Below are 26146 nucleotides of genomic sequence, written 5' to 3' on the forward strand. Positions count from 1 at the left end.
GGGGCTCAGCCTTTCGAGAACATGCTCAGCATGCGGCGGGTGACGGCGAAACCGCCGAAGATGTTCACGCTGGTCAGCAGGATCGCCACGAAGGACAGCACGGTGACCAGGACGCTCTCGTGGCCGATCTGCAGCAGCGCGCCGATCACCACGATGCCGGAGATCGCGTTGGTCACCGACATCAGCGGCGTGTGCAGCGCGTGGTGGACCTTGCCGATCACGTAGTAGCCGATCACCACGGCGAGGGTGAACACCGTGAAGTTCTCGGCCAGTTGGGTCGGGGCGAAGCCGACCACCAGGAACAGCGCCAGCATCCCGAGGCCGATCAGGCCGAACCGGACGGCGGGGGTGACCCGGCTCGGCCTCGGCTCGGCGACCGCGGGCGCGGCGGCGGGAGCGGCGGCGGGCGCCGCCGAGACCGCGACCGGCGGTGGCGGCCAGGTGGTCTCGCCGTCCCGCACCACCGTCACGGCGCGCTGCACGACGTCCTCGAAGTCGAGGACCAGCCGGCCGTCCTTGCCCGGGGTGAGCAGCTTCAGCAGGTTGACCAGGTTGGTGCCGAACAGCTGCGAGGCCTGCGCGGGCAGCCGGGACGCCAGGTCGGTGTAGCCGATGATGGTGACCCCGTTGTCGGTGACCACCGTCCGGCCGGCCACCGTGCCGGCCACGTTGCCGCCCTGGGCGGCCGCCATGTCGACGATCACGCTGCCCGGCTTCATCGCCGCCACGTCCTCGGCGGTGAGCAGCTTCGGCGCCGGGCGCCCGGGGATCAGCGCGGTGGTGACGACGATGTCCACGTCCGCGGCCTGGGCGTGGTACAGCTCCGCGGCGGCCCGGTCGTAGTCGGCCGAGGTGGCCTTGGCATAGCCGTCGGTGCTGGCCTCCTGGGCCACCTCCACCGGCAGGTACTCGCCGCCCAACGACCTTACCTGGTCCGCCACTTCGGGGCGCGGGTCGGTGGCCCGGACGATCGCGCCGAGGCTGGAGGCGGCGCCGATCGCGGCGAGGCCGGCCACGCCCGCGCCCGCCACCAGCACCTTCGCCGGCGGGACCTTGCCGGCCGCGGTGACCTGGCCGGTGAAGAACCGGCCGAACACGTGGGCGGCCTCGATGACGGCCCGGTACCCGGCGATGTTGGCCATCGAGCTCAGCACGTCCATCGACTGGGCGCGGGAGATCCGGGGCACCGCGTCCAGCGACAGCGCCGTCACCGGACGCGCCGACAGGGCGGCCAGCAGCTCCGGGCGCTGAGCGGGCGTCAGCAGGCCGACCAGGGTGGCGCCGTCGCGCAGCCGGGCCACCTCGGCGTCCGACGGCGCGTTCACCTTCAGCACCACGTCGGCCGCCCAGGCGTCGCCGACGCCCGCGCCGGCCTCGGCGTACGCCCGGTCGTCGAAGCCGGACGCCGACCCCGCGCCGGACTCGACGACCACCTCGTACCCCAGCGCGAGCAGGCCGCGCACGGTGGAGGGTGTCGCCGCCACCCGGGTCTCCCCGGGGGCGGACTCGGCGACCACGCCGACCCGTTGGGGCGGGCGCGGCGAGGAGTCGTGTTCAGACATCGCTCGTTCTCTCTCGTCGAAGGAGGTGGTGCCGGGCGCAATCCGCGATCGAGGAGTTGTTCTCCCCTTGGTCGCAGGAACCTAGACTCCCGAGCCCTCCCCACAGAACGGCTCAAGCCGTGAAATGTGTCACCACAACTCCGCCGGATCGGGCTACCCGGCTCCGGGCCCGGGCCGGCACGGCCCTTCGGCGAAACACTTCGTGCACCGGCGTGTTCAATGTCATCCGCGCTTCGCGTACCCCTGCGGGGGGTACCGGGGCCGGTCCGCAGAGGGCTGGACGGGGTGGGGCGGCGTCCGAAGACCGTGATCGGTTCCGGGTGGCTGCGCACCACCGTGGTCGGCGGTCGGGTCCCGTTCGACGCCGGGCCCGGCGGTGTGGCGGGACCAGGCCGGACTGGTAGGCGATGGCGACGAGTTGGGCCCGGTCGCGGGCGTCGAGCTTGGCCATCGCGCGGTGGATGTGGGTGCGGATGGTGAACGGGCTGACGAACATCCGCTCGGCGATCTCCTCGTTGGCCACGCCGGTGGCGGCCATCGCCATCACCTCGCGCTCGCGGGCAGTGAGCACCGCGAGCCGCTCGGCCGGCGGACCCGTGGCGGCGGGGCCGGGCTGGGCGAGGAACTGCTCGATCACGGCGCGGGTCGCGGCGGGCGAGAGCAGCGCCTCCCCGGCGGCCACGGTGCGGACGGCGGAGAGCAGTTCGGCGGGGGCCGCGCCCTTGCCGCGGGCGCCTTCGCCGCGAGCATCCCGGTCACGGCCAGCACGGCGACCCAGAGCAGGGTCACCCACTTGCGCCGGTCGAAGGCCCATCGGCCCAGGCGGTACAGGAACGTGGCCACGGGAGTGCGGCCTCCTTCGGGTCGGTGCGGGGTCCGGGAACGCCGGGCGAGCGGCCCCGTCGCCGTTCCCGGCGCGGTCCGCCCGCAGCATGTCCCATCCTTCGTCGCCGACCCCGGCCGCGTCGTCGTCGCTGCGCAGGCCGTTCTCGTACTGCGTACGCATGAGCCGAGCCGGGCCGGCCCGTCCCCGGGGAGGAGACGGGCCGGCGTGGCGTCAGCCCCGGGGGAGGACCAGGGACTGGATCTCGGGGAGGTGCCGCCAGTCGGCGGAGACCAGGGTGGCGTGGGCCGCGGCGAGCTGGACGGCGCGGGCGCGGGCCTGGTCGGCGGTGGGGTCGGTGGCGCTGATCGCCGGGGCGACGTTCTGCGCGTCGGTCATGGTCAGCAGGTAGTGGCGGGCGTCGTACCAGGAGGTGTCGATGCCGTTCTGGTACGCGGCGGCGTCGCCGTCGAAGACCACGAACCACGGGCGGATGCCGGTCTCGGAGTAGCCGTTGCGCGGGTCGCCGGCGGCCGCGCCGTGCACGGCGGGGAACAGCCGGGCGTCGCCGATCCGTCCGGCGGCGGCGAGGTCGCGCAGGTGGCGGGCGTACTCGACGTCGGTGTGCAGGGTGTCGAACGGGTTGCCCTCCTCGACGGTGCCGGGGATGGCGTACACCAGGGCGCGGCCGGCCAGGCTCGCCCGGCTGGGCCAGTTCCCGGCCCGGGCGGCGTCGTCGAGGGTGGCGTAGCTGCCGCCGCCGGGCTTGGCGAGCAGGTCGGCGGGGCGGAAGGCGGCGCTGCCGAGGTGGGCGGCGATCAGCGCGTCGAGTTCGGCGGGGCCCATGCCGCGGTTGCCGGCGAAGCCGCCCTTGAGTTCGAGCTTGACGGTCAGCGGGCCGGCCGACGGGTGGGCGGCGAGCCAGACCCGGACGTCGTCCAGGCAGGTCTCCAGGTTCTTGTTGGCGCCGCCGGTGTACAGCTGGGCGGCGGAGGACGCGGTGACGCAGTTGTTGGAGTTGCCCAGCGGGTTGGAGTGGCTGACCTTCCACTCCTTGGTGACGGTGTCGGTCCACACGTCGAGCTCGATCATCGCGGTGCCGGTGTCCAGGCCCTGCGCCAGGAACCCGAAGGCGGCCGGGTCGTAGGTGTTGTGGATGCCGACACCGGCGGTGGAGGCGAACGGCAGCTCGGCGGGGGTGGCGGCGTCGGCGCTGCCGCCGAGGCCGATCGGGAGCGCGAAGGCCGCGGCGAGCGCGGCGGTGGCGGTGGCGATGCGGCGGAGCTTCATGCGACAGGTCCCCTCGTCGGTCGGGTGGCGGGCAGTAGCATCGCCACCCCCGACGACCTTGAGGTGACATGACAAAGAAGGATGGCGGAAACTGACGCGGCGTCAAGACACGGCGACAACGCCCCAGGCTTCACTCACAGCAGAGCGCCACGCCCTTCCCCCGACGCCCCCGATGCCTACGCTGGAGGGATGAGCACTCCTGCGCCGGACCACGCCCGCGTCATCCCGCTGCGCCCGCAGGGCGCCCCGCCCGCCGTCCGGCCTGCCGTGCGGCCCGTGCCGGAGCCGGTTTCCGCCCCGCGCGAGCCGCTCTGGCGGGACGTGGTCGGCGGGGTGCTGCGGCAGCAACGGCTGGCCCAGAAGCGGACGTTGAAGGACGTCGCGGAGCAGGCCCGGATCTCGGTGCCGTACCTGTCGGAGTTGGAGCGCGGCCGCAAGGAGGCCTCGTCCGAGGTGCTCGCCGCCGCCGCCCGGGCGCTCGGCCTGGGTCTCGCCGAGGTGCTCTCGCTCGCCCAGCAGGACCTGACCCGCCCCGCGGTGAGCCGCCGCTCCCGCGCCGCGTCGGTCGCGTCGTACAGCCGCGGCACGGCGCCCGCCGCGCCCTACAACGGCCTCTGCCTGGCGGCCTGAGCACCCGGGCGGCCGGGTCCGGTCCAGGACCCGGCCGCCGGTGACGAGAGGTCAGGCCGGTACCGCGCGGCGGCTCACCACGTGGTCGGCCAGGCCGTAGGCGACGGCCTCCTCGGCGCCGAACACCTTGTCCCGGTCCATGTCGGCGCGCAGCGTCGCCACGTCGTGGTGGGTGTGCCGGGACAGCACCTCCTCCACCTGGCCGCGGATCCGGACCATCTCCTTGGCGGCCAGACTGAGGTCGGAGACGGTGCCCTGCCGGCCGCCGCTGGCCGGCTGGCCGAGCAGCACCCGGGCGTGCCGGAGCACGAACCGCCGCCCCGGGTCGCCACCGGCCAGCAGCACCGCCGCGGTGGAGGCGGCCTGGCCGACGCAGAAGGTCGAGATCGGCGACTGCACGAAGGTCATGGTGTCGTAGATCGCCATCAGCGAAGTGAACGATCCGCCGGGCGAGTTGAGGTAGAGCGCGATCTCCTCGCCGGGGTTCGCCGACTCCAGGTGGAGCAGCTGGGCGATGACGGTGTTGGCCACGCCGTCGTCGATCTCGGTGCCGAGGAAGACGATGCGCTCGTTCAGCAGCCGGCTGAACACGTCGTAGGACCGTTCGCCCTGCGCGGTCCGCTCGATGACGTACGGGATCGGGTAGGAGGCCATGTCACAGCCCCATTCGCGGGCGCGAGGACGCCGGGCGGATGTCGGCGAGCGACTCCACCACGTGGTCCACCATCCCGTACTCGCGGGCCTGTTCGGCGGTGAACCAGCGGTCCCGGTCGCCGTCCCGGGCGATGGTCTGCTCGCTCTGCCCGGTGTGCTCGGCGGTGATCCGCTCGATCGCCCGCTTGGTGAACTCCAGGTTCTCCGCCTGGATCTCGATGTCCGCGGCGGTGCCGCCGATGCCCGCCGACGGCTGGTGCATCATGATCCGCGCGTTCGGCAGGGCGAACCGCTTGCCGGGCGCGCCCACGGTCAGCAGGAACTGGCCCATGCTGGCGGCGAAGCCCATCGCGAGGGTGGAGACGTCATTGGGGATCAGCCGCATGGTGTCGTAGATCGCCAGGCCCGCGGTGACCGACCCGCCCGGGCTGTTGATGTACAGGCAGATGTCGGTGCGCGGGTCCTCGGCGGACAGCAGCAGCAGCTGCGCGCACACCCGGTTCGCCGACACGTCGTCGACCTGGGTGCCGAGCAGGACGATCCGCTGCGCGAGCAGCTGCGCCGCGAGGTGGTCGTCGAAGCGGCTGGGGGGCGTGTCGCCCTCCTCCGCGCGGGGCCGGAGCGTGCTGAGCGAGCCCATCTGGTGCCTCCTTCTTCGGGGTCGGGGAAGGCCGTCCCCCTCACTCTCACCCCGCGGAGGCCCCCGCACGGCCCCGCTCTGCCCGCCGCAGATTCGCCACGGGCAGAGCGCTTCGACGATTGCTCGGCGACTCAGTGACTCGATGCCCCGATGCGCCCGCGGCTCACCCGCCCACGGGCATCGACCCGGGTGCGGTGCTCGCCCACCGCAGTGCTCGGGGCCGGACCGACCAGGCGCGCGGCGAGGGCGGCGTCCACCGTCCGTTCGGCCTCCGCGATCCGTGCGGCCGACCGTGCCGCGGCACCGCGCCGCCACGGTGGCTCGCGCCGGATCAGCTCCAACTCGTGCCGGGCCAGCGCGATTTGCTGCAGCGGGCCGGGAACCGTGGCCGGACGCGCCAGGTGGTTCGGGCCGGGGGCCGTCGTGGCCTGCTCGACCGCCGCCGCCAGCCGCCGGGCCAGCACGAGGTGCCGGTGCCGGGCGCCGAACAGCTCGCAGGCCAGCACCGACGCCAGGCAGCCGATCGCACAGTTCGCCAGCAGCGGCAGCAGCAGGGCGAGCGCCGGATCTCCGGCCAGCTGAGTGACCATCAGCACCACGGTGGCCAGCGCGGCCGTCTGGTACGCGTAGCCCGTCCCCGCCAGCGCAGGGATCAGCCCCGCGGCCACCGCCAAGACCGCCACCAGCCCCCAACCCGGACCGGCCCAGACCAGCGCCGCCCCGCCGGCCGGCGCCGCCAGCGCCGTCCCCGCGAACCGCTGCAAGGCCCGCCCGGTCACCGGCCCGACCTCCGGACGGCAGACGAAGGTCACGTTCAGTACCGCCCAGTACGGGTGCGGCAGGTGCCAGTACGCGGCCGCCGCACCCGCCAGCAGCAGCGCCAGGCCCACCCGCAGCCCGCACAGCCACACCAGCGGATCCGCCAGCACCCGTTGCCCGAACGGTGATTGACGGGCCGTCCGGTTCCGGGCGGTTGCCGGTGCGACCGCCGCCCGGGCGGCCCGGACCACTCGCGCGTCGAACGACCACGGCGGCTGCGGTTTCGGCCAGGGCAGCCGCGTCGGACGGCCGCCGGTCAGTGCCGCGGCCTCCGCGTACAGCCGGTCCGCCACCGCCCCGTTCACCCGCACACCCCTGGACGCGGCGGCCGAGACCAGCTCCGACAGGGCCTGCAGGCCGGGAAGATGACGCCCCAGCAGCGGACTGCCGCCCACCGCGGCGGTGTGTCGGACGCGCTCCACCGCATCGTGCAGCGTCCGCCGGTCGGCCGTGGGCTCGCGCAGCGCGTCCGCGCAGCCCGTCAGGCACCGGGCCAGCAGCGCCCGTTCGGGCCGGTCGCGGTAGAACGGCCCGCCGGCCAGTGCCGCGGCGAGCACCGAGCCGCCGCCGAGCAGCAGCAGCGCGGGCCCGTGCCAGAGCGGGCCGGGCAGCGGCAGGTCGAGCACCACCTCGGCGTCCATCAGCAGGATCATCGCGGCCAGTGAACCCTCGGCCCCCAGACACGCCAGCGCCCCGGCCAGCACCCCGAGCGCGGGCAGCACGCAGGGCGCGAACGGTCCGCCCTTCGCCGCGAGGGTGGCGAAAGCCCCTGCCAGGCCAAGCAGTTGCGGAGCGCCCATGGCCAGCACCCGATGCCGGTAGCCGGTGGCCGTCTCGGTCAGTACCGCCGACAGGGCCCCCAGCGCGACCATCACCCCCTCGGCCGGTCGGCCGATCAGCATCCCGGCGCCGACCGGCCCGGTGATCGCCGCCAGCGACCGCCAGGCCGCCGGGGTAACGGCGGGCACCCGTCCGGGGGCACACGTCTGCCGCACCCACGACAGCAGCAGGGGCCCGGGTGGTCGAAGCTCATGTCGAAGCGTTGCCATGCGCCACATGCAAGGGGAGCTCCCGCCGCCCCCGGCCCGCCGACGCCGCGGCTCTGCGCCGCCTGGCCGCGTGATTTAGCGCAACCGGGCGAGACCGCGTGACCTCCCGGCGTCCCCCGAATGCCCGCCGGACGCGGCCGTCCGACGGACCGTCAGAACAGGCCGTGCCACATCTGCTCGACCACCACGCTCCACCAGGTCGACTCCTGGTGGAAGACCTGCGGGTCGGTCGCGGTCAGCGCAGGGCGTCCAGGCTGCGCAGGAAGGTGGAGGCGGACGCGTTGACGAAGCGGCAGCTGCCGGTGCACTGCACTCGGGTCAGAGATTGAACGGATGTTCAGCCAAGCGTCGACGGTGGCTGCAAAACTGCGTTGACGGCGATCGGCTGGTTCTGAACACTTGTTCAAAGTTGCCGAGCTTTGACCCGCCGTCAGGAGATCCGCCATGAACGCCGCCCGCCCCGAGGTCCGCGCCTGGTCCAGCCTGCCCGAGCCGGAGCGGCGGCGCCTGCTGGAGCGGGGCGCCGAGCCGCCCGCCGGGCTGCGGGCGGCGATCGCCGACCTGGTCGAGGACGTTCGGACGCGGGGGGACGCGGCCGTGCTCGATGCCCTGCGGCGGTTCGACGGGCTAGAGCTGAGGGGCAATCAACTACAAGTGAGTAAAGCAGAGTTCGCGGCGGCGCGGGCGGCGCTCCCGGCTGGGCTGGTGGCCGCCGTCCGGGCCTCGATCGCGCAGGTGCGGGCGTTCAACGAGGTGGTGCGGGAGCGCGGGTCGTGGCGGCGGGCGGAGGCCGGGGCGGAGACCGGGGAGATCGTTCGGGCGATCGACTCGGTCGGGCTGTTCGTGCCGTCCGGAAAGGGCTCGTACCCGTCGGTGCTGATCCAGATCGGCACGCCCGCGGTGGTCGCCGGGGTGGAGCGGATCGCGGTCGTGGTGCCGCCGACGCCCGGGACGGGCGGGCAGGTCGACCCCGCGGTGCTGGTGGTGGCCGAGGAGCTGGGGATCCGCGAGGTCTACCGGTGCAACGGCCCGGCCGGGGTGGCCGCGCTGGCCTGCGGGACGGCGACGGTGCCACGGGTCGGCAAGATCGTCGGCCCGGGCAGCCCGGCGGTCGCCGTCGCGCAGGCCGAGGTGCAGCGCCTCGGCTGCGTGGTCGAGCCCGGGTTCGGGCCGACCGACGCGCTGATCGTCGCCGACGGGTCGGCCGATCCGCGGCTGCTGGCCGTCGACCTGGTCAACGAGGCCGAGCACGGCCCGGACTCCTCCGCCGTGCTGGTCGGCACCGACCCGGAGGTACTGGCGGCCGCCGCCGCAAACGTCGCCGAGCAGCTCGCCGCCCTGCCCGCGCCCCGGGCCGCTTACGCGGCGGCGTCGATCCTGCACAACGGCGGGATCCTGCTCGCCGCCGACCGCGCCGAGGCGATGGGCATCGCCAACGCCTACGCCCCCGAACACCTCCAACTGGCCGTCGCCGAACCGGAGTCCTGGCTCCCGCTGGTCCGGCACGCCGGGACGGTGCTGCTCGGCCAGTGGACCACCATGGCCGCGTCCAACTTCGCCATCGGCACCCCGGCCACCCTGCCGACCTCCGGGTACGCCCGCCGGGTCAGCGGCGTCACCGCGGCCACCTACCTGACCCGGATCGCGGTCGCCCGGCTGGACGAGCCCGCCTTCCGCCGGCTCGCCCCGATCGTCACAGCCTTCGCCGCCCACGAGGACTTCCCGGCGCACGCCGCCACCGTCACGGCCCGCGCCTGACCGCCGGTGTGCCTGACTGCCGGTGCCTGACCGCCGCCTGACCGCGGGTGCCCGACCGCCCCCGCGGCCTCGGCGGTCGTCGGCGGTGGGCGATGATGGCCGGGTGACCACTAGCCGCCGCGATTCCGCGAAGCGCCGTGCCGAGCTCGTCGAGGCCGCCGAGCGCGCCCTGCTGCGCAGCGGCCTGTCCGCGTTGACGGTGCGGGCGGTGGCCAGCGAGGCGGGCGTCTCGCCGGGGTCGGTGCTGTACCACTACGCGAACACCGACGACCTGGTGTACGAGCTGCACCGGACCCTGGTCGACCGGTACGTGGCGGCCCGGCTGCGCGCCGTGGCGCGGGTCGCCGACCCGGCCGAGCGCCTGGTGCGCGCCGTCCGCTCCGGGCTGCCGTCCGGGCCGGACGACGCGAGCTGCCGACTGCTGTACGAACTGCACGGGTTGGCGGCCCGCAGCCGGGTGCACGCCGCCCTGATGGCCTCGCTCTGGGACCGTGAGGTGATGCTGTACGAGGGCATCGTGCAGGCGGGCGTCGAGTCCGGGGCGTTCACCGTCCGGCGGGAGCCGCACGAGCTGGCGCAGGCGCTGCTGGCGATGGAGGACGGGCTGGGCCTGCACATCGTCAGCCACAACTCCTCGGTCGGCGTGGACCTGGCCGAGCGCCTGCTGACCGCCTTCGCCGCCGAGCAACTCTGCTGCGAGCTGCCCGAGCTGACGGGGCGCTGAACGGGCGGGTGGTGAACGCCGGAGGGGAGCCACCTGCCGGTCGGCCGACGGCTCCCCTCCACGGCGGGGTTCAGGACTCCCAGGTGAGGTTGTAGACCGCGGCCGCGGTGTTGCTGATGTGGACCGCGCCGGTGAGGCCCTTGTAGGCGCCGGTGCCGCCGGTGATCACGCCGTCGAAGTCCTTCGGGTAGGTTGCGGTCAGCGGGTCGTCGATCGGCGCGACCACGGTGAAGGTGACCTGGTCGCCGTTGGTGAACACCAGGTCGGCGTGGCAGAACGCGGTGACGGAGTTGACCTTGACCGCGTCCTTGTCGCACATGTCGTAGCCGGTGGCGACCTGGGCGCCGGAGGCGTCCTTGACCGCGGCGGTGCCACCGAAGCCCGCGCCGACCGCCGTGGCCGCGCCCGCCTCGGAGTTGGTGCCGCTGAAGTCGATGGTCACGGCGGGCGGCGCGGCCCGGTGCGCGTCGGTGGTGGACGCGCCGGCCCGGACGCGGGACCCATACCACCACACCTTGGACACGCACCGTGCTCAGGCGTCACTCAGCGTGTCTGGTGGCCGGCGGTGCGGGGGCGTGGCCGGATCCCGTTCCGCGCAAGGGTCGTGGACTCCCGCGGCGCGGCTCGCCACCGGACGGGGAAGCGGTGCAGAATCACCCGTTCGTATCCGTATCGTCCCGGCGGGCGCGGGCCGTGCTGACCGACCGTCACCTTACCGCGGCTGCTCAGGCCCCGGCGGTGAGGTGGGCGAAGACCACGGTGTTGGAGTCGTAGCCGGTGCGGCGGTCGTAGTGGCCGCCGCAGGTGATGACCCGCAGTTCCGGGCGGCCGGTCGCGGCGTAGACCTCGGCGGTGGGGAACGCGGTCTTCGGGAACGAGCGGACGGCGTCGACCGTGAAGGTCGCGGTGCGGCGGTCCTGCCGGGTGACGGTGATGGTCAGTCCGGGGCGGAGCAGGCCGAGGCGGTAGAGGACCCCGGGGCCGTGCTGGTCGTCGACGTGGCCGACGACGACGGCGGTGCCGTCCGCGCCGGGGGTGGCGGCGTAGCGGTACCAGCCGACCAGGTTGGGGCGGCCGATCGGCGGGGTGGCGAGCGCGCCGGTGGCGTCCAGGCCGAGCGGCGTGAAGGCGGCGTCCACGGAGATCGACGGGATGCGCAGGCGCTTGGGTTCGGACGAGGCGAGCGCTGCGGCGGCCGGGGCGGCGCTCGGCGCGGGCGGCGCGGCGGTGACGGCGGTGGCGGCGGGGGAGGGGCCGGTGGTCGCCGCGGGCGGGGCGGGTGGCGGGGGCTGAGCGGTCGTCAGGCCGTCGTCGACCAGCCAGGCGCCGCACAGCAGGGCGACGCCCGCGGCGCCGACCCGGAACAGGTCGGCACCGCGGGAGCGCCGGTGTCGGGGCCGGTGCGTCAACGCCGCGAGCGGCGGCGGTTGCGGCGCACGACCAGCCAGGCGGCCCCGGCGATCAGGGCGCCGCCGACGGCGACCTCGGCCGGGTTGAGGTCGCGCGAGGAGCCGCCCGCACCGGCCGCGACCCCGCCCTGCGGCGCGCGGGTCGGGCTGGTCGAGGTGCCCGGGGAGGCGGACGTGCCGACGCCGCCGGAGCTGGAGGCGGACGGGCTGGGCGAGGGCGACCCGCTGGGCGGCGGGGAGCTGAGGTCGGGGCAGTCGACCATGAAGACCTTCTGCTTGCCGTTGCCGTTCTCTCCCGCGAACTGCCAGAGCAGCTTGTAGTGGCCCTCGGGCAGCGACAGGTTCTGGGTCTGCCCGGCGCCGGTGAGCAGCGTGATGTCGCCGGAGAGCACCTTGGCGGTGCCGGTCGGCGGCTGCTGGTCGATCTCCCAGGTCACCTTGGTGACGGTGTCGAAGTTGAAGGCGTCCAGGTAGAAGCTGCAGACCTTGGGCTGGTTGGCGTGGGCGTCGGACACCGTGCCGACGGCGTGGATCTTGACGTCGCCGTTGTCGCCGGGCGCGGCGTGGGCGGCGCCCGCGAACGCGGCCAGCGGCAGGACGGCGGCGCCGGTCAGGGCAGCGGCGCGCAGCAGCGGCCGGCGGCGCTCGGCCGGGGAGGGGGCCATGAGGACTCCGGAGGGTGGGTTGACGGGGAGCTGCCGGCACTCCGCCGACACCCCACAGAGAGTCCTCGCCGCGACCTGACGGACCGTCACACCACACCGCGACCGGTACGATCTTTCGCTCCGTCGGCCCAGCGCACCGGCGCGACGGCCGTCAGGCGGCCTCCTGCTGGGGCGGCCGCCGGCGCCGGCGCGGCCGCAGGCGCTCGCCGCGGGCCAGCCGGCGCAGCCGCGAGAAGCGGGAGAAGCGTTCGCGGTTGGCGACCGAGGCCCGGTCGAGTTCCTCCATCAGGCGGCGGCCGCGGTGCTCCAGGTCGAGTTCGTCGAGGATGCGGTCCACCTCGGCGAGCAGCGAGCCGTGCAGCTGCCAGGCCTCGGGGTGCTCCTGGACGCGGCGCAGCAGCAGCTGGGCGACGTTCTCCCGGCAGGTCCAGGCGGCGGCGAGTTCGGAGGTCAGCCGCTGCTCGGCCTCCTCCGCGTTGCGGCTGACCTGGGTGGTGACCAGCACCGCGAAGCTGACCAGGGCGCCGCCGACGTGGCCGAACAGTTCCTCCATGGCGACCGCGACGTCCGCCGGGAACAGCCGCTCGCCGGGCTCGCGGCGCTTGGCGAGGTCGGTCAGCGAGCGGGCGATCACCCGGATGACGACCACGCAGATCTCCAGGGTGTCCAGGCCGGTGCGCAGCACCAGCCGGGACAGCAGCCCTTCGCTGATCCGCGGGTTGAGCCGCAGGCTGTCCTCGGCCTGCCGCAGTGCGCTGTCCACCTCGGCGATCGCCTGGTCCAGCCGGCGGGCCTCGTGCAGCCGTTCGGCGGCGCGCTCCACCGGGACGGGGCGGCCGAGTTCCTCGGCGAGGTCGACCAGCAGGTGCCGGGCCCGGCGGGCCAGGTCCTCGATGGACTCGCCGGCGGTGTCCACCCAGACGGGCGCGGCGAACACCAGGTTGAACAGCAGGCCGACGCCCGCGCCGATCAGCGTCTCCAGGACCCGGTCCCAGGCCTGCGAGGTGACCTGGGAGACGCCGAGGATCAGCATCGCGCTGATCGCCACCTCCTGGACGAACTCGTCCACCCGGACGAACCGTCCGATGACCAGCGAGGCGAGGATGATCAGCCCGAGGCTCCACCAGGACAGCCCGACCACGGTGGAGAACCCGATGGCGATCAGCACGCCGACCACCACCGAGTTGACCCGCCGGATGCTGGTGGTGAGCGTCGAGTAGACCGTCACCTGCACCACCAGCAGCGCGGTGAGCGGCGCGGTCAGCGGCACCGGCTCCCGGCTCAGCCAGGTGGCCACCACGTACGCGAGCGTGGCGGCCACCGTGGCCCGCACCGTCTGGACCACGAAGGGATCCCTGGCCCCGCGGCGTACCGCCGCCGCCACCGACTCCGGAACAAAGCGCATGCCGCCCTTCTTTCCCCGTGACGGCCGCTCACACCGCCCCCGGGCTGCGGCGTTGACCCGAAGGTGCTACTCCGCGGCCGGTCCGGGGCCCACTCGGCCGCCGCGGAGGACATCGGCCTGCGGGAGTGGCCCGGCCCGGCGTCGGTGCTGCGGGGCCGGGCCACCGGTGTGTCAACTCGCTTGCAGCGCGCGGCTTCCGGCTTCGTCCGTGGCCCGGGCGGGGCGGTCCGGGCGGGCCAGCCACCAGAGGCGCGGGCCGGTGTCCAGGGCCAGGGCGGTGACCAGGACGGAGCGGACGACGAGGGTGTCGAGGAGGACGCCGAAGGCGACGGTGAAGCCCAGTTCCGCGGCGAACACCAGCGGCAGCGACGCCATCGCGGCGAAGGTGCCGGCCAGGACCAGACCGGCGGAGGTGATGACGCCGCCGGTGGCGGCGAGGGCGGTGCGGGCGGCCCGGCGGGTGCCCAGGGCGTGGGCGTCCTCGCGGATCCGGGTGACCAGGAAGATGTTGTAGTCGACGCCCAGCGCGACCAGGAAGACGAAGGTGAGCAGCGGGAACGAGGCGTCCGCGCCGGCGAAGTGGAACAGGTGCCGGAAGACCAGCGCGGAGACGCCGAGCGCCGCCCCGAAGGACAGCACCACGGTGGCGATCAGCAGCAGCGGCGCGACCACCGCCCGCAGCAGCGCGGCGAGGATCAGCAGCACCGTCACCAGCACCGCCGGGATGATCAGCCGGTCGTCGCGGGCCGCCGCGTCCCGGGTGTCCAGGGCGACCGCGGTGGTGCCGCCGACCAGGGCGTCCGCGCCGGGCACCGCGTGCACGGCGGTCCGGGCCAGGCCGACGGTGCGCATCGCCTCCCGGCTGCTCGGATCGGCCGCCAACTCGCCCAGCAGCAGCGCCCGCCCGTCCCGCACCGCCGGCTCCCCGACCGCGACCACGCCCGGCACCCCGGCCAGCGCGGCGCGGACCGACCCGGCGGCGTCCGCGCTCGTGACCACGTACAGCGGGTCGCCGGAGCCGGCCGGGAAGTGCGCCTGCTGGACCTCCTTGCCTGCGGCGGTCTGCGGACGTCCGGTGAACTGCTCGGTGTCGGCCAGGCCGTCGGCGCGCAGCGCGAAGGCGCCGAGGGCGAGCGCACCGAGCGCCAGCGCGGTGCCGATCCAGACGGTGCGGGGGCGGCGGGCGATCGCGTCGCCGAGCCGGGTCCAGGCCCGTCCGCCGTCCGCCCCGGCGGCGCCGACCTCGGGCCGGCGCGGCCAGAACGCCCGCCGCCCGCAGGCCACCAGCAGCGCCGGCATCAGGGTCAGCATCGCCAGCCAGCCGACCAGGACGCCGATCGCGCAGGCCGGGCCCATGCCGCGGGTGGAGTTCAGGTCGGCGAGCACCAGCAGGGTCAGACCGACCGCGACGGTCGCCGCCGACGCGGTGATCGCCGGACCGCAGCGGCGCAGCGCCCGCGCCATCGCCTCGTGCGGGTCCTGACGGCGGCCCAGCTCCTCGCGGTAGCGGGCGATCAGCAGCAGCGCGTAGTCGGTGGCCGCGCCGAACACCAGCACCACCAGGATGAACCCGGTCTGCTTGTTGACGACCAGTCCGGCGTTCCGGGCCAGCAGGTACACCACCGCCTCGGCGACGGCCAGCGCCCCGCCGACCGTGACCAGCGACAGCAGCGGCAGCCACGGACTGCGGTAGGTCAGCAGCAGGATCAGCACCACCACCACGGCCGTGATCGTGGTCAGGCTGCCCGCCGCGCCGAACGCCTTGATCGAATCGGAGGCGTACCCGGCGGGGCCGGTGACGTGGAAGCCCAGGCCGTCCGCGTGTGCGGTGCCGATCGCGGTCAGCCCGTCGACCGTCCGGCCCAGCCCCTCCCAGCCGTCCCGGCCCTTGCGGACCTGCACCACGGTCTGCAGCGCCCGGCCGTCCGGCGAGGCGACGGGGCCCTGCGCCACGCCGACCACCGACTCGACGGAGCCGAACGCCATCGCGTCGGCCTTCGCCTTCGCCAGGTCGGCGTCCGTGACGCCGGCCGGACGGTCGTACAGCACGATCGCCGGGACGGTGTCGCCCGCGCCGAACGCGGCGGCCCGCTCCACCACCGCGGTGGACTCCGCCCCGCCGGGCAGCCACGCCGCGTTGTCGTTCTGCTCGACCTCGCCGAGCCGCCCCGCCAGCAGCAGCGCCGGGACCAGCAGCAGCGCCCACAGGGCCAGCACCGCCCACTTGCCGCGCCGCCCGGCGGGCAGCGCCACCCAGGCCCGCAGCGCGCCGCGCGCGCCCCGCCCGGTCACGACAGCGCCCCGAGCTTGTCCGGGTTGGACACCGCGTAGATGCCGGCGATCCGGTCGCCGTCCGGCACCAGGTCGAGCACCAGCGCCGCGAACGTCCGCCCGCCCGCCGTCAGCACCACCGCGGGCGCGCCGTTGACGCTCCGCCAGTCGAACGCCAGACCCCGGCCGGTCTTCGCCGCCAGCCCCACCAGCAGCCGCGTCACCTTGCCGCGGCCGGTCAGCGGCCGCAGCCCGCCGGGCGCCTTCCCGCCGCCGTCGCCCCACAGCGTCACGTCCGGCGCGAGCAGTTCCAGCAGCGCCCGCAGATCGCCGCCGAGGGCCGCCGCCAGGAAACGCTCCGTCACCTGCCGCCGCACCGCGGGCTCCGGCTCGTACCGCGGCCGGCGGGCCTGCACGTGCTCGCGCGCCCGCCGCACCAACTGCCGCACCGCCGCCGGGCTGCGGCCCAGGATCCCGGCGGTCTCCGCCCCGCTGTACCCGAACACCTCGTGCAGCACGAACGCGCCGCGCTCCAGCGGCGACAGCGTCTCCAGCACCACCAGCAGCGCCATCGACACCGACTCGGCGCGCTCCGCGACCGCCGCCGCGTCCCCCACCGCCGCGGGCTCCTCCAGCGGGCCGACCAGCGGCTCCGGCAGCCACGGCCCGACGTACGTCTCGCGCCGCCGGCTCACCGCGGCCTGCTGCGCCAGCGCCCGGTTCACCGCGATCCGCACCAGGTACGCCTTCGGGTGCTCCACCGGCGCCGCCGCCGGGTCGGCGGCCCGCGCCGCCCACGCCAACCAGGTGTCCTGCAGCACGTCCTCGGTGTCCGCCACGCTGGCGAGCAGGTTGTACACCAGGGAGAACAGCAGCTCCCGATGCTCCGCGTACTCCCGCGTCGCGCCCTCCGCGGCCACCACGTCCGCCCGCCCCGCCGGGTTCCCGCTCATCCTGGATGCCCTCTCTGCCGATCGTGTCGGAACCGAGAGCGGCCCGGACCCGCCGAATGTGACACGCCCTCACCGGATGTGTCCCGCCTCACACCCCGAGCGCCGCCCGCACCCGTCCCGCGAGCTCACCCGGCGTCAGTTCCCCGTCCAGCCGCACCGTCCCCGCCGGCAGCACCCGACCGGCCGCCACCCCCGCCCCGGGCCGACCAGTGTCATCGGCACCAGCACCGTCCGCCGGTACTCCGCCACCAGCCCGGCGGTCTCCGGCCCGAAGGCCAGGGCCTCGGGCAGCAGGCCGCGCAATGCCGTTCCTCCTTCTCCGTTCGGGCCCCTGTCCTGTCATCACGGGCCGGGCCCGGCCCCGGTTCCGGAGGAAACGGGCGTCATCCGCGGCGACGTTGAAAGCCGGCCGGTGGACCGCCATCTTCAACCAAAGACTTCGGAACTCACCATTTCCGGCCGCGGGGCGATCGAGTTTGATCACCGGAAGGGCATTCGGCGTCAACGTGGCCGCCGTTCCTTCCCCTCAGCGGATGAATCCCATGCGAATCGAAATCCGACAGGAAATGAGGAAACCCGATGCCTGAACACCGTGGCGGGGTCGACCACGTGGAGCAGGAGTGCGCCGCCCTCGCCGGGCTGCCGGCCGCCCAGCGGCTGGCCGAGCTCGAGCGCCTGTGCCGCCGCACCGAGAAGATCCTCGGCCGGGCCGTCCTGGACACCGCGACCGAGGTCTACGAGCAGGGCGGTGACGCGGTGCTGCACCGCAACCCGTACGCCTACGGCTACCTGCGGCGCTCCCTCGGCTTCCGCGGCGAACACCGAACGGACGGCTGACCGTTGTACACCTACATGTGCCGGACCCGCTGGGGCGACATGGACGCCTTCGGCCACGTCAACAACCTCAAGGTGCTGCAGTACGTCCAGGAGGCGGTCTACTGCCTGCTGTACGACGACACCGAGGGCCAGGACCTGTTCGAGGACGGGTTCATGATCGCCCGTCACGAGATCGACTACCGCTCGCCGCTCTACCACTGCCCCACCCCGCTGCCGGTGCAGATCTGGGTGGAACGCCTCGGCCGCGCCTCCATCAGCACCACCTGCGAGGCCCGCCGGCGCGGACAGATGGTGTTCCAGGCCCGGACGGTCACCGTGCCGACCGACGCCCAGACCCGGCGCAGCCGCCCGCTGCGCGAGGTCGAGCGCCGCCACCTGAACCGCTACCGGGTCCGCCCCACCGGGCCCGTGGCCTCCGTCGGACGGGTCCCGGTCCGCGCCACCGGCGGCCGGGTCCGGGTGCCCGTGCTCGGCGAACGGGCCTCCTGACCGGACGGGGCCCCGCGACCCGCCGGGACGCCCCTCCCACCGGACCCGCCAGGGCCGGCCCCCGGCCCGGGCAACGCCGCCCGGCCCCGGGGCCGGCCCCGCCCCGACCGCGCCGCCGGAGCGGCGCCCGTCAGCCGGCCCCGGGCCCGGTCACCGCCGGGGGCGCAGGCGGTGGCGAAGCCCCGTCGACCGGCACGACGGCGTCGGCACCCCGCAGGTCCGAAAGCCCCGGAGGGACCGGCGGAGGCGGTGCGGGCAGAAGCGGTGCGGCCCGGAGCGCGGGCGCCGGCCGGGGGTAGTACGAGGGATCGTTCATACCGTCATTGATCACCCCGAGCGGCCGCCGACCATGCGCCCGGGCCGCCCCGTCACCCGCCCAGCCGCGCGAACCGGCCCTCCAGCCGGGACAGTTGCAGCGTCGTGGCGGGCGAGCGCAGCGCGTCCTGCCGGTCCCGGAAGTTCGCGTACGCCCGCCGGGCCTGGTGGATGTTCCCCGCGTCCAGCTCCAGGTGCGCCAGCTGCAGCAGCGACACCCCGATCGTCCGGTGCTCGCCCGGCGGCCGGGCCCGCAGCGAGGCCCGCAGGTACGACAGCGACAGCTCGGTGGCCCGCAGCGAGCGGTGGACCTGCGCCGCCTGGTACAGCAGGGCCGGCTCCGGATACCGGTGCGGCCCGCCCTCCGCCGCCGCCCGCCCCGCCCAGTGCTGCGCGCCCTCCAACTGCCGCAGCGCCTCCGGGGCCTGCCGGAGCCGCGCCGCCGCCACCGCCTGCTGCGCCTGCACGAAGGCCCGCACTCCCGGTGACGCCCCGGCCGGCAGGTGCTCGGCCGCCGCGTCCGCGAGCCGCGCCGCGTACACCTGGTGCCCCAGGGCGCCCGCCTGGGTGCTCTGGTCGCGCAGCGCCATCGCCTGGGCCTGCCCGTCCTGCGCCTCGGCCGCCAACAGGTACGCGAAACGGTAGTGCCGCTGCGCCTCGCCGTGTCGGTTGTCGTCGGTGTAGGTGCGCCCCACCAGTCGGACCAACTGTGCCGCCGCCGTCAGCAGTTCGCGGTGCCGCAGCTCGCCCGCGGAGGACTTCAGCCAGGGCAGCACGTGGTCCCGCAGGTAGCCGAGCAGCAGGCTGCGGGCGATCGCCCCGCCGTACCCGTCGTAGTGCCGCGCGCCGAACGCCGTCATCTCGCGGACCGCCTCCACCTGCCGCGACCCCACCCGCTGCCCGCCGGACCCCGACCGCGCGTGCGGCGCGGACGGTGGCGACGGTGGGGCGGCGGCGGCCGGTGCCGCCCCGGCGGCCCGACGGGGGGCGGGAACCAGCTGGATCCGGAACAGCGGAGGCTGGAACGTTTCGTCCGCCGGCTCGGTGGAATCCGGCCAGGAATGCAGCCTGCGCAGCCCCGCCAGGGCATCCGCGGGCTCCGGCTCGCACTCCTCCGAAGGGCCGGGATCCACCGACCGGAGGCCGAGTTCGCCCCGCGACACCGGACGGCCGAACCGCCGGGCGAACGCCTCCGCCAGCAACTGCGGCCCCGGCGGACGCGGCTGCGTACCGGACAGCCAGTGCGCCACCGTCGTCCGGTCGTAGCCCACGCTGAAGCCGCTCTCCCGGGCCACCTTCTGCAGGGCCGCCGCCAGGGCCGGGCCGTTCCACCCGGCGTCCGCCATGCAGGCGCGCAGCGCGAGATTCGGCCCACGGGCGTGTGGCATCAACAACTCTCCTTGTACGGACCACCGAAGGTGTCGACCCCAGAATAAACGGCCGCCACCGGCAGCGATCACCGATTTCCGGAAACGCCGACCTGTTCAACGCGGGGCGGCGGAAATCGGTACTGTGCTGTCCGGTTCCGTTCGGCGGCGAAGGAGTGATGAAACGACAGGAATGCTTTCTTTCCGGCGTCCGCCCGTCACTCGTTCCGGTCGCGGCGGGCGCGGGAGTCGTCCAGCAGCCGCCGCAGCAGGGTGTCGGTGTCCAGGTAGTGGTGCTCCATGCCGACCGGCACCACCAGGTGGCTCGACCGCAGGAACTCCCGGACCGGCGCGGCCGGGGTGTGCAGCACCGCGGTCTGGCCCGGCGTGCTCAGCGCGATCGCCAGCAGTTCCGGATCCGCGCTGGACCGGCGGATCGTCACGTCGCCGACCCCCGCCCAGCCGTCCATCCCCTCCGCCAGCAGGTCGCGCGCGAACAGCCAGGTGATCGGCTCCTCCAGGTCCGCGTGGCAGTCCAGGTGGACCGCGAACGGGTCGGCCCGGTGGTAGCGCAGCCGGGCCGGCACCGAGACCCGCAGACCGGGACAGGGCGAGACGGTCACCTCCAGCAGCAGGACGCAGTCCGGCTCCCCGGCGCGCTGCAACCAGGTGTGGGTCGTGTTCTGGTGGGTCACCGGGACTCCCTCGGGCGAACGACGGACGGGGCGGGGCGGAGCTGTGCGAGGTGCGGGTGCGCGTGCTGGTGCTCCGGCGCGGTGACCGGGGCGGCGAGGTCCTGCGGGGGCGTACGGGGTTCGGCGGGTGCAACAGCCGCCGCGGGTGCGGCCGGTGCCACGGGTGCCACGGGGGCGACAGGCGCCGTGCGTTCGGGTGGGACGGCGGGTTCGGGTGGGACGGCGGGTTCGGGTGGGACGGCGGGTTCGGGTGGGACGGCGGGTTCGGGAGCGGGCGGGGGGAGCGGCGAGAACCGTTCCCGCTCGGGAACCGGACGGGAGACGAACCGGGGCGGCGCGATCAGCCGGGACCACTCGTGGTCGCGGCGGCCGGGCACGGTGCGGCCCGACTGGTGCCACAGCGTCACCAGTCCGGCGTAGATGGGAGCTTGCTGAATCGTTTCGTCATGGAAGCCCATCGGGGCCCGAGGGTCGGCACTCACGTTCGGGGATAACGACCGAACCCGGAGGCGGTCACGGCACTCGTCCGTCCGCCGCACCGGAAGGGTGCGATCCCGCCACCACCCGTTGCCCCCGGCGTTGCCGACGGATCGTCAGGACCCTGCCGTAGCGCCAGGTCCGGCGGGGGCGGCGGCCAGCGCGGCGGCCAGCGCCCGGGCGTGGTCGAAGGCCCGGACCGGGTTCGGCGCGGAGGTCCACGGCGGCGCGCCGCACCACGGGCCGATCAGCCGGAACTGCTCCAGGGCCAGCGAGGGCTGCCCGGTCAGCAGCGCGAAGTGCGCCAACAGGTGCCGCAGCAGCGGAACCTGGTCGTTGGTCGGCGGGACGTCCGCCAGCGCCGCCGCAACCTGCGGCAGCAGCGCCCGGTACCGGCGCCCGACCGCCAGGCCGTGCGGGCCGTGCCGCTGCTCCAACTCCGCGAGCGCCTGCAGGTAGACGCCCGGAAGCGGCGACCCGGGCGGCGCCGACCGCACCGCGCGCTCCGCGAAACGCAGCATCCGGGCGTCGCTGCCGTGCCACTTGGCGCACCAGTACTGCAGTGCCTGCCAGTGGCCGGCCACGTGGTGCGGCGCCCGCGCCGTCACCTCGCCCCACAGGGCCCGGAACCGCCGGCGCGACAGGCGCATCCCGCGCGCCGCCGTCACCATCACCACCCACGGACCGGGATCGTGCGGATCCGCCTCGGCCGCCTGCCGCGCCAGCTCGTACGCGGCGGCCAACTGCGCCCGGAACGCGGCCGTCCGCTCGGGGGCGATCTGCGCCGCGAACCCGGGGCCGCGCGCCTGCCACGCCCGCAACACCAGCAGCCGGGCCCGCACCGTCGTCGCGGCGCCCGGCTCCGTGCCGGAGGCCTGCCACTGCGTCAGCCACTCGTCCCGCTCGGCGGCCAGCCGGGTCAGGAAGTCCAGCCGGGACCACCGCTCGTCCCAGTCCTCGCCCGCCGCCGCCACGTACGCGGCCGCCGCCCGCCAGCCGCCCGCCAGGCAGGAGTCCGCGAGCGCCTCCAGCTCCTTGCGCCGCAGCAACCGCATCGGCGGCCCCGCCCGCCCCGGATCCAGCTCCGCCGAGCGCGCCATCCCGTGCACCAGCGGATCGAACCCCGCCCCGACCGGGTGCCCCGCCCGCGGTTCCCGTCCCGGACCGGGCCGGGTGCCCGACCGCCGCTGCGCCAGCAGCGCGATCACCAGGGCGAGGCCGAACACCAGAACGGGGGTCATGCCGAGAATGATCTCCCACCCCGTTCCCACCGCCGCACGCCGGTCCCGGACCCGACACTGCCGGCCCGGACCGGCCGGCGTCGAGGCGGCCGCCGCGATCGCCGAGAGCCACCCCGGCCGGTCCGTCACCCTGATCGGAACGGAGCAGCCCGGCGCGACGACGGGCGCCGGGGCCGCCGCGCCCACCAGCGCCGCGCACTGGACCGGCTGGCGGCTGCACGGCCCGCCCGCGGCCTGATGTGCCGACGGGCAGCCCCGGCCGGTGGCCGGGGCTGCCGGTGGGTGGGGGTCAGCGGTGCAGGAGCGGGTGGTGGTCAGAACTGGGTGGCGACGGTGACGCCGGAGAAGTCGGTGACCGCGTAGAGGCTCAGGTAGCGGTAGCCAGCCGTGGGGTTGGTGACGGTGATGGTCTGGGAGGTGCCGGTGGCGGTGGAGGAGGCGGTGAAGGCGCTCGGCGAGGCCCAGGTGCTGTCGTTGTAGTACAGGTAAGCGGTGCCGGTGCCGCCGCTGGTGCTGATCTTCAGGGTGGTGGTCCCGGCGGGCAGGTAGACGTACAGGTAGTCGAGGCTGCCGGCGGTGCGGGCGCGGCCGGTGCGCTGGCAGTTCTGGCCCATCGCGTCGGTGCGCTGGTCGGTGCAGGCGGGCAGCGCGGTGACGGTGACCGAGGAGGGCGTCGCGGTGGAGCGCCCGGTGGAGTCGGTGACGGTGAGCGCGACGGTGTACGTGCCGGGGCTGGCATAGGTGTGCGAGGGGTTGCGCTGGTCCGAGGAGCCGCCGTCGCCGAAGGTCCAGTGCCAGGAGGTGATCTGGGCCGGGGAGTTGGTGACCACGGAGCGGTCGGTGAGGGTGACGGTGGTCCCGCTGACCGACTGGTCGAACAGCGCGGTCGGGCCGGTGGCGTAGCAGGCGCCGGCGTTGCACCGGGTCAGCCAGGCGTCGAAGTCGGCGTCGTAGGAGGTGCCGAGGCCGTTGTAGACGGCGTACCCGCCCTGGTAGTCACCGGTGCGGAAGTGGCCGAGCATGGCGTACACGTCCGCCGGGTGCTGCTCGAACATGTAGCGGACGGCGAGGTAGCCCCACGGGTAGACCCGGGTGGAGTCCGAGTTGCCGTAGGTGTTCTGGAACAGGGTGCTCAGCTTGTAGGTGTGCTTGCCGGCCTCGGTCATCGCCTGGGTGTCCGTCACGCCGCGGTAGGAGTAGGACTCGTACTCGGCGAAGCCCTCGATCCACCAGATGTCGGGCACGGAGGTCTCGGTGCCGAAGTTGCCCTTCAGGTTGTGGATGTTGTCCAGGTAGTGGGTGTACTCGTGGCTGAGGTTCCAGATGTTGCCCGGGAAGTCGTCGTTCCACGACTTCTGGTACATCACGCACACCGGCTTGTTGTTCGGGTCGGTGACGTCCATGACGGTCTGGCCGCCGTTGTCGGTGGAGTTGCCGTAGATCGCCCAGGAGTAGGTCTGGTAGTCGGTGGCGCTGGCGAACACCGGCATGGTCACGGTCCGGCCGTACTGCCCGGGGATCGGCCCGCCGTCCTTGACGAGGTTGTGGAAGTAGGCGTCCTCGCCGCGCAGGTGCTCGCAGACCGGCTGCAGCTGGGCGACCGTCAGGGCCTGCGCGCGCAGCGTCTTGTTGTCGCAGACCAGGACGTTCGGCAGCACCGTGTCGGCGAGCTTGTTCGGCAGGTCGCAGGTGCCGTAGTAGGAGCACTGCCCGCGGTCGTAGGCGTTGGCGTTGTACGCCACGTGCACGTACAGCGGGCCGGTGGCGCCGAGGATCCGGGTGGTGTCCAGCAGCTGCTTGACCAGCGGCTTCGCGGCGGTCTCCACCGGGGTGCTGACGCCGGCCATCCGGGCGATGTCGTTGCCCGCGTTGACGTCCAGGAAGGCGTTCGGCGTGCCCAGCAGGTCGCGGTGGTTGAGCGCGAAGTTGCCGAGGGCGGTGACCAGGCCGGTGTCCGCGCCGATCGCGTTGACGAAGTCGGTGTTCCAGTTGGCGCGCCAGAGCGGGGCGAACAGCACCGCGTTCACCGCGTTGACCATCTTCGGGTACTGGTTGTAGCCGTTGTCGTACGAGTTCAGCACTTGCTGGTAGGTGCCCAGGTAGCTCGCCTGGAGGTTGGCGCTGTCGGTGAGGATCAGCACGTCGTACAGCACGGTGCCGTTGGCGTCGGTGACGTCCTTCCAGTGCTGCCCGGCGAAGTAGGCGTCCAGGCCGGCCTTGGTGGCGCCGGTCAGCGAGGAGTCGTAGGAGCCGACCGCTCCCGCGTTGTACGACTGGACGTAGTAGCCGGCCCGGAGGAACTGGACCAGCTGCAGGATGCCGGAGTTGTTGGTGCCGTCGTAGCCCGCCGCCAGGTCCTTGAAGGCGCCCGCGGCGGTGAGCATGTTGGCCTGCTTGAAGATCGCGCCCGCATCCGTGCCGGTCACGTTGTACAGGGTGTTGACGCAGGTGTTGGTGGACGCCTTGACGAAGTTCACCAGGTCGGCGCCGGAGCGGCTGCCGAAGTCGGCGTAGGTGCACGTCTGCGCGGCGGCCGCCGCGCTCGCGCCGGGCGCCGCGCCGGAGGCCTTGGCCTGCTTGCCGGTCTGCCCGGTGGCCGCGGCGTTCCGGGCGACCGGGCGCGGGGTGGTCTGGACGGCGGTGCCGGCCGGCTGTCCCATCTGGGCCTGGCCGAGCAGCGCGGGCGGCAGCGGGGCGGCGACCTCGGTGAGGGTGTCGGGAGCGGCCGCGACGATCGGGCCGAGCGGCTTGGGGACGGCGTCGGCGGGAGCCTTGACGGCCGGTCCGCCGGCCGAGGGCGCCGCGGCGGCGGTCGCGGCCGCGGTCGCCCGGGGCTGGCCGCCGGTGGCCGCGAAGGCCGGGGCCGGCAGCAGGGTGGCCGCGGTGGCGCAGCCGGCCAGCAGGCCGGCCGCGAGCGCGGGGAGGGGTAGGCGCAGGCGCACTGCTTCTCCTGTGGGGGAGCTCACTGAGCATCAGATGGGGGTGGGTGGCGCGACTGCATCCTGGCACCGGAGAGGCGCTCAGAACAATGTCACAGGTCATATGACATTGCATTGACGCGACATAACACCGAGGGCCCGGGCTTGGCGCGGGCCGCTCAGGTGCGCGGCGGTCGGAACGTCCGGCTGGCCCAGCTGTGCAGGTGGGGGGCCTCGGCGGCGAGTTCGCGGTAGGCGGCGACGGCCGCCCCGAACAGGGTGTCCACCAGGCCGGGGCCGAGCGCCTGCGGCCGCCACAGCATCAGGTAGCGCAGCCAGACCGGCGTCCCCAGCAGTGGCCTGAGCGCCACCCCCGGCACCGGCGGCGTGCTGCCCGGCACCAGCGCCGCGCCCAGCCCCGCCGCCACCAGGTCGAGCACCTCCCGCCGTCCGCACGGGAGTTCGCGCACCGCCTGCGGGGCGAGGGCCGCCGACTCGCAGGCCGCCCGGAACAGCGCGGGCCAGCCGGCGCCGTCGGCGGCCGGCAGCAGCCAGGTCTCCGCGGCCAGGTCGGCGAGCGCCGGCTCGGCGTGGTGGCGCAGCGGGTGTCCGGCGGGCAGCGCGACGAACACCGGCTCGGTGGCGACCGCCCGGCCCGCCAGCGGCTGCGCCGGGCGTGGTCCGGCGCCCGGGTGGTCGAGCAGCAGCGCCAGGTCGAACTGCCCGTCCCGGCCCGGGCTCACGGTGAAGCGCAGCTCCGGCCGGAGCTGGCGGGCCCGGGCCAGGGTGCCCGGCAGCAGGGCCGGGCAGTCGGTGGCCAGTTGCAGGTCGCGGCCCGGGCGTTCGCCGTCCGGGCCGCCGGCGCGGCCCAGCCGGTCGACCCGGGAGAGCACCTCGCGGGCGGCGGCCAGCACCTCCGCGCCGAAGGTGGTGGGCACCACCCCGGCGGCCGTCCGCTCGAACACGATCGCGCCCAAGTGTCGTTCGATGCGCCGCAGTTGGGTGCTGGTGGCAGGCTGGGACGCCCCGATCGCGACCGCGGCCCGGCCGACGCTGCCGGTGTCCGCTATCGCGCACAGCACCCGCAGGTGTCGCAGTTCCAGGTCCATGGCCGGCCCTCCCTCGCGTGCGGGCGGCCCCGCCGCGGCGGTGGCT

At 74.6% G+C, this 26146-nt stretch carries 25 protein-coding genes and 1 pseudogene; 6 read left to right on the forward strand and 20 right to left on the reverse strand.

What is annotated here, in order from left to right; genetic code table 11:
• Positions 1–5: 5 nt before the first annotated feature.
• From BX266_RS27985 to BX266_RS27995, 3 genes and pseudogenes are all read right to left on the reverse strand, one after another.
• Positions 6–1562 (reverse strand): Re/Si-specific NAD(P)(+) transhydrogenase subunit alpha, encoded by a 1557-nt coding sequence (locus BX266_RS27985; RefSeq protein WP_099904212.1) that lies wholly within the window; start codon positions 1560–1562, stop codon positions 6–8.
• Between the two features lie 379 nt (positions 1563–1941).
• Positions 1942–2298, reverse strand: a pseudogene (locus BX266_RS40235) (response regulator transcription factor); the annotation flags it as partial.
• A gap of 321 nt (positions 2299–2619) precedes the next feature.
• The gene (locus tag BX266_RS27995; RefSeq protein ID WP_099904216.1) at positions 2620–3675 is read right to left on the reverse strand and encodes a phosphatidylinositol-specific phospholipase C domain-containing protein; all 1056 of its coding nucleotides are present in this window, start codon (positions 3673–3675) and stop codon (positions 2620–2622) included.
• Between the two features lie 189 nt (positions 3676–3864).
• Here BX266_RS27995 and BX266_RS28000 point away from each other — a divergent pair, with 189 nt between their 5' ends.
• Positions 3865–4305, forward strand: coding sequence for a RodZ family helix-turn-helix domain-containing protein (locus tag BX266_RS28000; RefSeq protein ID WP_099904218.1), 441 nt, complete (start codon positions 3865–3867; stop codon positions 4303–4305).
• A 51-nt stretch (positions 4306–4356) separates the two neighbouring features.
• On the opposite strand, the gene BX266_RS28005 is transcribed toward BX266_RS28000, so the two are convergent.
• The 4 genes from BX266_RS28005 to BX266_RS38950 form a co-directional block, all read right to left on the reverse strand.
• A complete protein-coding gene (locus BX266_RS28005) occupies positions 4357–4959 on the reverse strand; it encodes a ClpP family protease (RefSeq protein WP_099904220.1) in 603 nt (200 codons plus the stop codon).
• A gap of 1 nt (position 4960) precedes the next feature.
• A complete protein-coding gene (locus BX266_RS28010) occupies positions 4961–5599 on the reverse strand; it encodes an ATP-dependent Clp protease proteolytic subunit (RefSeq protein WP_099904222.1) in 639 nt (212 codons plus the stop codon).
• Between the two features lie 131 nt (positions 5600–5730).
• Positions 5731–7386: an FUSC family protein gene (locus BX266_RS28015; RefSeq protein ID WP_120314431.1), complete on the reverse strand. Its 1656-nt coding sequence runs from the start codon at positions 7384–7386 to the stop codon at positions 5731–5733.
• Between the two features lie 233 nt (positions 7387–7619).
• The gene (locus tag BX266_RS38950; protein WP_180290643.1) at positions 7620–7775 is read right to left on the reverse strand and encodes a hypothetical protein; all 156 of its coding nucleotides are present in this window, start codon (positions 7773–7775) and stop codon (positions 7620–7622) included.
• A 136-nt stretch (positions 7776–7911) separates the two neighbouring features.
• Between BX266_RS38950 and hisD the strand changes: the two genes are divergently transcribed.
• Both hisD and BX266_RS28025 read left to right on the forward strand, forming a co-directional pair.
• A complete protein-coding gene (gene hisD / locus BX266_RS28020; protein WP_099904225.1) occupies positions 7912–9225 on the forward strand; it encodes a histidinol dehydrogenase in 1314 nt (437 codons plus the stop codon).
• A 103-nt stretch (positions 9226–9328) separates the two neighbouring features.
• Entirely contained in the window at positions 9329–9949 is a 621-nt protein-coding gene (locus BX266_RS28025; RefSeq protein ID WP_180290644.1) for a TetR/AcrR family transcriptional regulator, read from the forward strand.
• A 70-nt stretch (positions 9950–10019) separates the two neighbouring features.
• Here the strand turns inward: BX266_RS28025 and BX266_RS28030 are convergent, their stop codons facing one another.
• The 7 genes from BX266_RS28030 to BX266_RS38955 form a co-directional block, all read right to left on the reverse strand.
• On the reverse strand, positions 10020–10472 hold the full coding sequence (locus BX266_RS28030) for a hypothetical protein (protein ID WP_099904229.1): 453 nt from the start codon (positions 10470–10472) through the stop codon (positions 10020–10022).
• A gap of 202 nt (positions 10473–10674) precedes the next feature.
• The gene (locus tag BX266_RS28035) at positions 10675–11358 is read right to left on the reverse strand and encodes a class F sortase (RefSeq protein ID WP_259464884.1); all 684 of its coding nucleotides are present in this window, start codon (positions 11356–11358) and stop codon (positions 10675–10677) included.
• Positions 11355–12023, reverse strand: a complete 669-nt coding sequence (locus BX266_RS28040) for a hypothetical protein (RefSeq protein ID WP_259464885.1) — start codon at positions 12021–12023, stop codon at positions 11355–11357. Before BX266_RS28040 ends, BX266_RS28035 begins: the two co-directional genes overlap by 4 nt.
• A 151-nt stretch (positions 12024–12174) precedes the next feature.
• Positions 12175–13428: an aromatic acid exporter family protein gene (locus tag BX266_RS28045; RefSeq protein ID WP_099904231.1), complete on the reverse strand. Its 1254-nt coding sequence runs from the start codon at positions 13426–13428 to the stop codon at positions 12175–12177.
• A 171-nt stretch (positions 13429–13599) separates the two neighbouring features.
• Entirely contained in the window at positions 13600–15720 is a 2121-nt protein-coding gene (locus tag BX266_RS28050; protein ID WP_259464886.1) for an MMPL family transporter, read from the reverse strand.
• The gene (sigJ, locus tag BX266_RS28055; protein ID WP_099904233.1) at positions 15717–16652 is read right to left on the reverse strand and encodes an RNA polymerase sigma factor SigJ; all 936 of its coding nucleotides are present in this window, start codon (positions 16650–16652) and stop codon (positions 15717–15719) included. Before sigJ ends, BX266_RS28050 begins: the two co-directional genes overlap by 4 nt.
• Positions 16653–16787: 135 nt before the next feature.
• Complete coding sequence (locus BX266_RS38955) at positions 16788–16955, reverse strand: hypothetical protein (protein WP_180290645.1); 168 nt, start codon at positions 16953–16955, stop codon at positions 16788–16790.
• A 276-nt stretch (positions 16956–17231) separates the two neighbouring features.
• Here BX266_RS38955 and BX266_RS28060 point away from each other — a divergent pair, with 276 nt between their 5' ends.
• Positions 17232–17489 (forward strand): hypothetical protein, encoded by a 258-nt coding sequence (locus BX266_RS28060; protein ID WP_099904235.1) that lies wholly within the window; start codon positions 17232–17234, stop codon positions 17487–17489.
• Positions 17490–17492: 3 nt separating this feature from the next.
• Positions 17493–17978, forward strand: coding sequence for a thioesterase family protein (locus tag BX266_RS28065; RefSeq protein ID WP_099904237.1), 486 nt, complete (start codon positions 17493–17495; stop codon positions 17976–17978).
• Positions 17979–18346: 368 nt separating this feature from the next.
• Here BX266_RS28065 and BX266_RS28070 read toward each other — a convergent pair whose 3' ends face one another.
• The 4 genes from BX266_RS28070 to BX266_RS28080 all read right to left on the reverse strand — a co-directional run bounded on the left by BX266_RS28070 (position 18347) and on the right by BX266_RS28080 (position 22073).
• Positions 18347–19681, reverse strand: a complete 1335-nt coding sequence (locus BX266_RS28070) for a hypothetical protein (protein ID WP_143687013.1) — start codon at positions 19679–19681, stop codon at positions 18347–18349.
• Between the two features lie 197 nt (positions 19682–19878).
• Positions 19879–20355 (reverse strand): SsgA family sporulation/cell division regulator, encoded by a 477-nt coding sequence (locus tag BX266_RS28075; protein WP_099904242.1) that lies wholly within the window; start codon positions 20353–20355, stop codon positions 19879–19881.
• Positions 20352–20762 (reverse strand): hypothetical protein, encoded by a 411-nt coding sequence (locus tag BX266_RS38155; RefSeq protein ID WP_143687014.1) that lies wholly within the window; start codon positions 20760–20762, stop codon positions 20352–20354. The genes BX266_RS28075 and BX266_RS38155 overlap by 4 nt, the downstream gene beginning before the upstream one ends.
• A 186-nt stretch (positions 20763–20948) precedes the next feature.
• Positions 20949–22073, reverse strand: a complete 1125-nt coding sequence (locus BX266_RS28080; RefSeq protein WP_099904244.1) for a hypothetical protein — start codon at positions 22071–22073, stop codon at positions 20949–20951.
• Here BX266_RS28080 and BX266_RS28085 point away from each other — a divergent pair.
• A complete protein-coding gene (locus BX266_RS28085; protein WP_143687015.1) occupies positions 22072–22311 on the forward strand; it encodes a hypothetical protein in 240 nt (79 codons plus the stop codon). The two genes, BX266_RS28080 and BX266_RS28085, sit on opposite strands and share 2 nt — an antisense overlap.
• 76 nt (positions 22312–22387) lie before the next feature.
• Here BX266_RS28085 and BX266_RS28090 read toward each other — a convergent pair whose 3' ends face one another.
• Both BX266_RS28090 and BX266_RS28095 read right to left on the reverse strand, forming a co-directional pair.
• Positions 22388–25015, reverse strand: a complete 2628-nt coding sequence (locus BX266_RS28090) for a collagenase (protein ID WP_099904248.1) — start codon at positions 25013–25015, stop codon at positions 22388–22390.
• Between the two features lie 155 nt (positions 25016–25170).
• Positions 25171–26100, reverse strand: a complete 930-nt coding sequence (locus BX266_RS28095) for a LysR family transcriptional regulator (protein WP_099904250.1) — start codon at positions 26098–26100, stop codon at positions 25171–25173.
• Between the last annotated feature and the right edge of the window lie 46 nt (positions 26101–26146).

Source organism: Streptomyces sp. TLI_171 (genome assembly GCF_003610255.1).
GTDB lineage: Bacteria > Actinomycetota > Actinomycetes > Streptomycetales > Streptomycetaceae > Kitasatospora.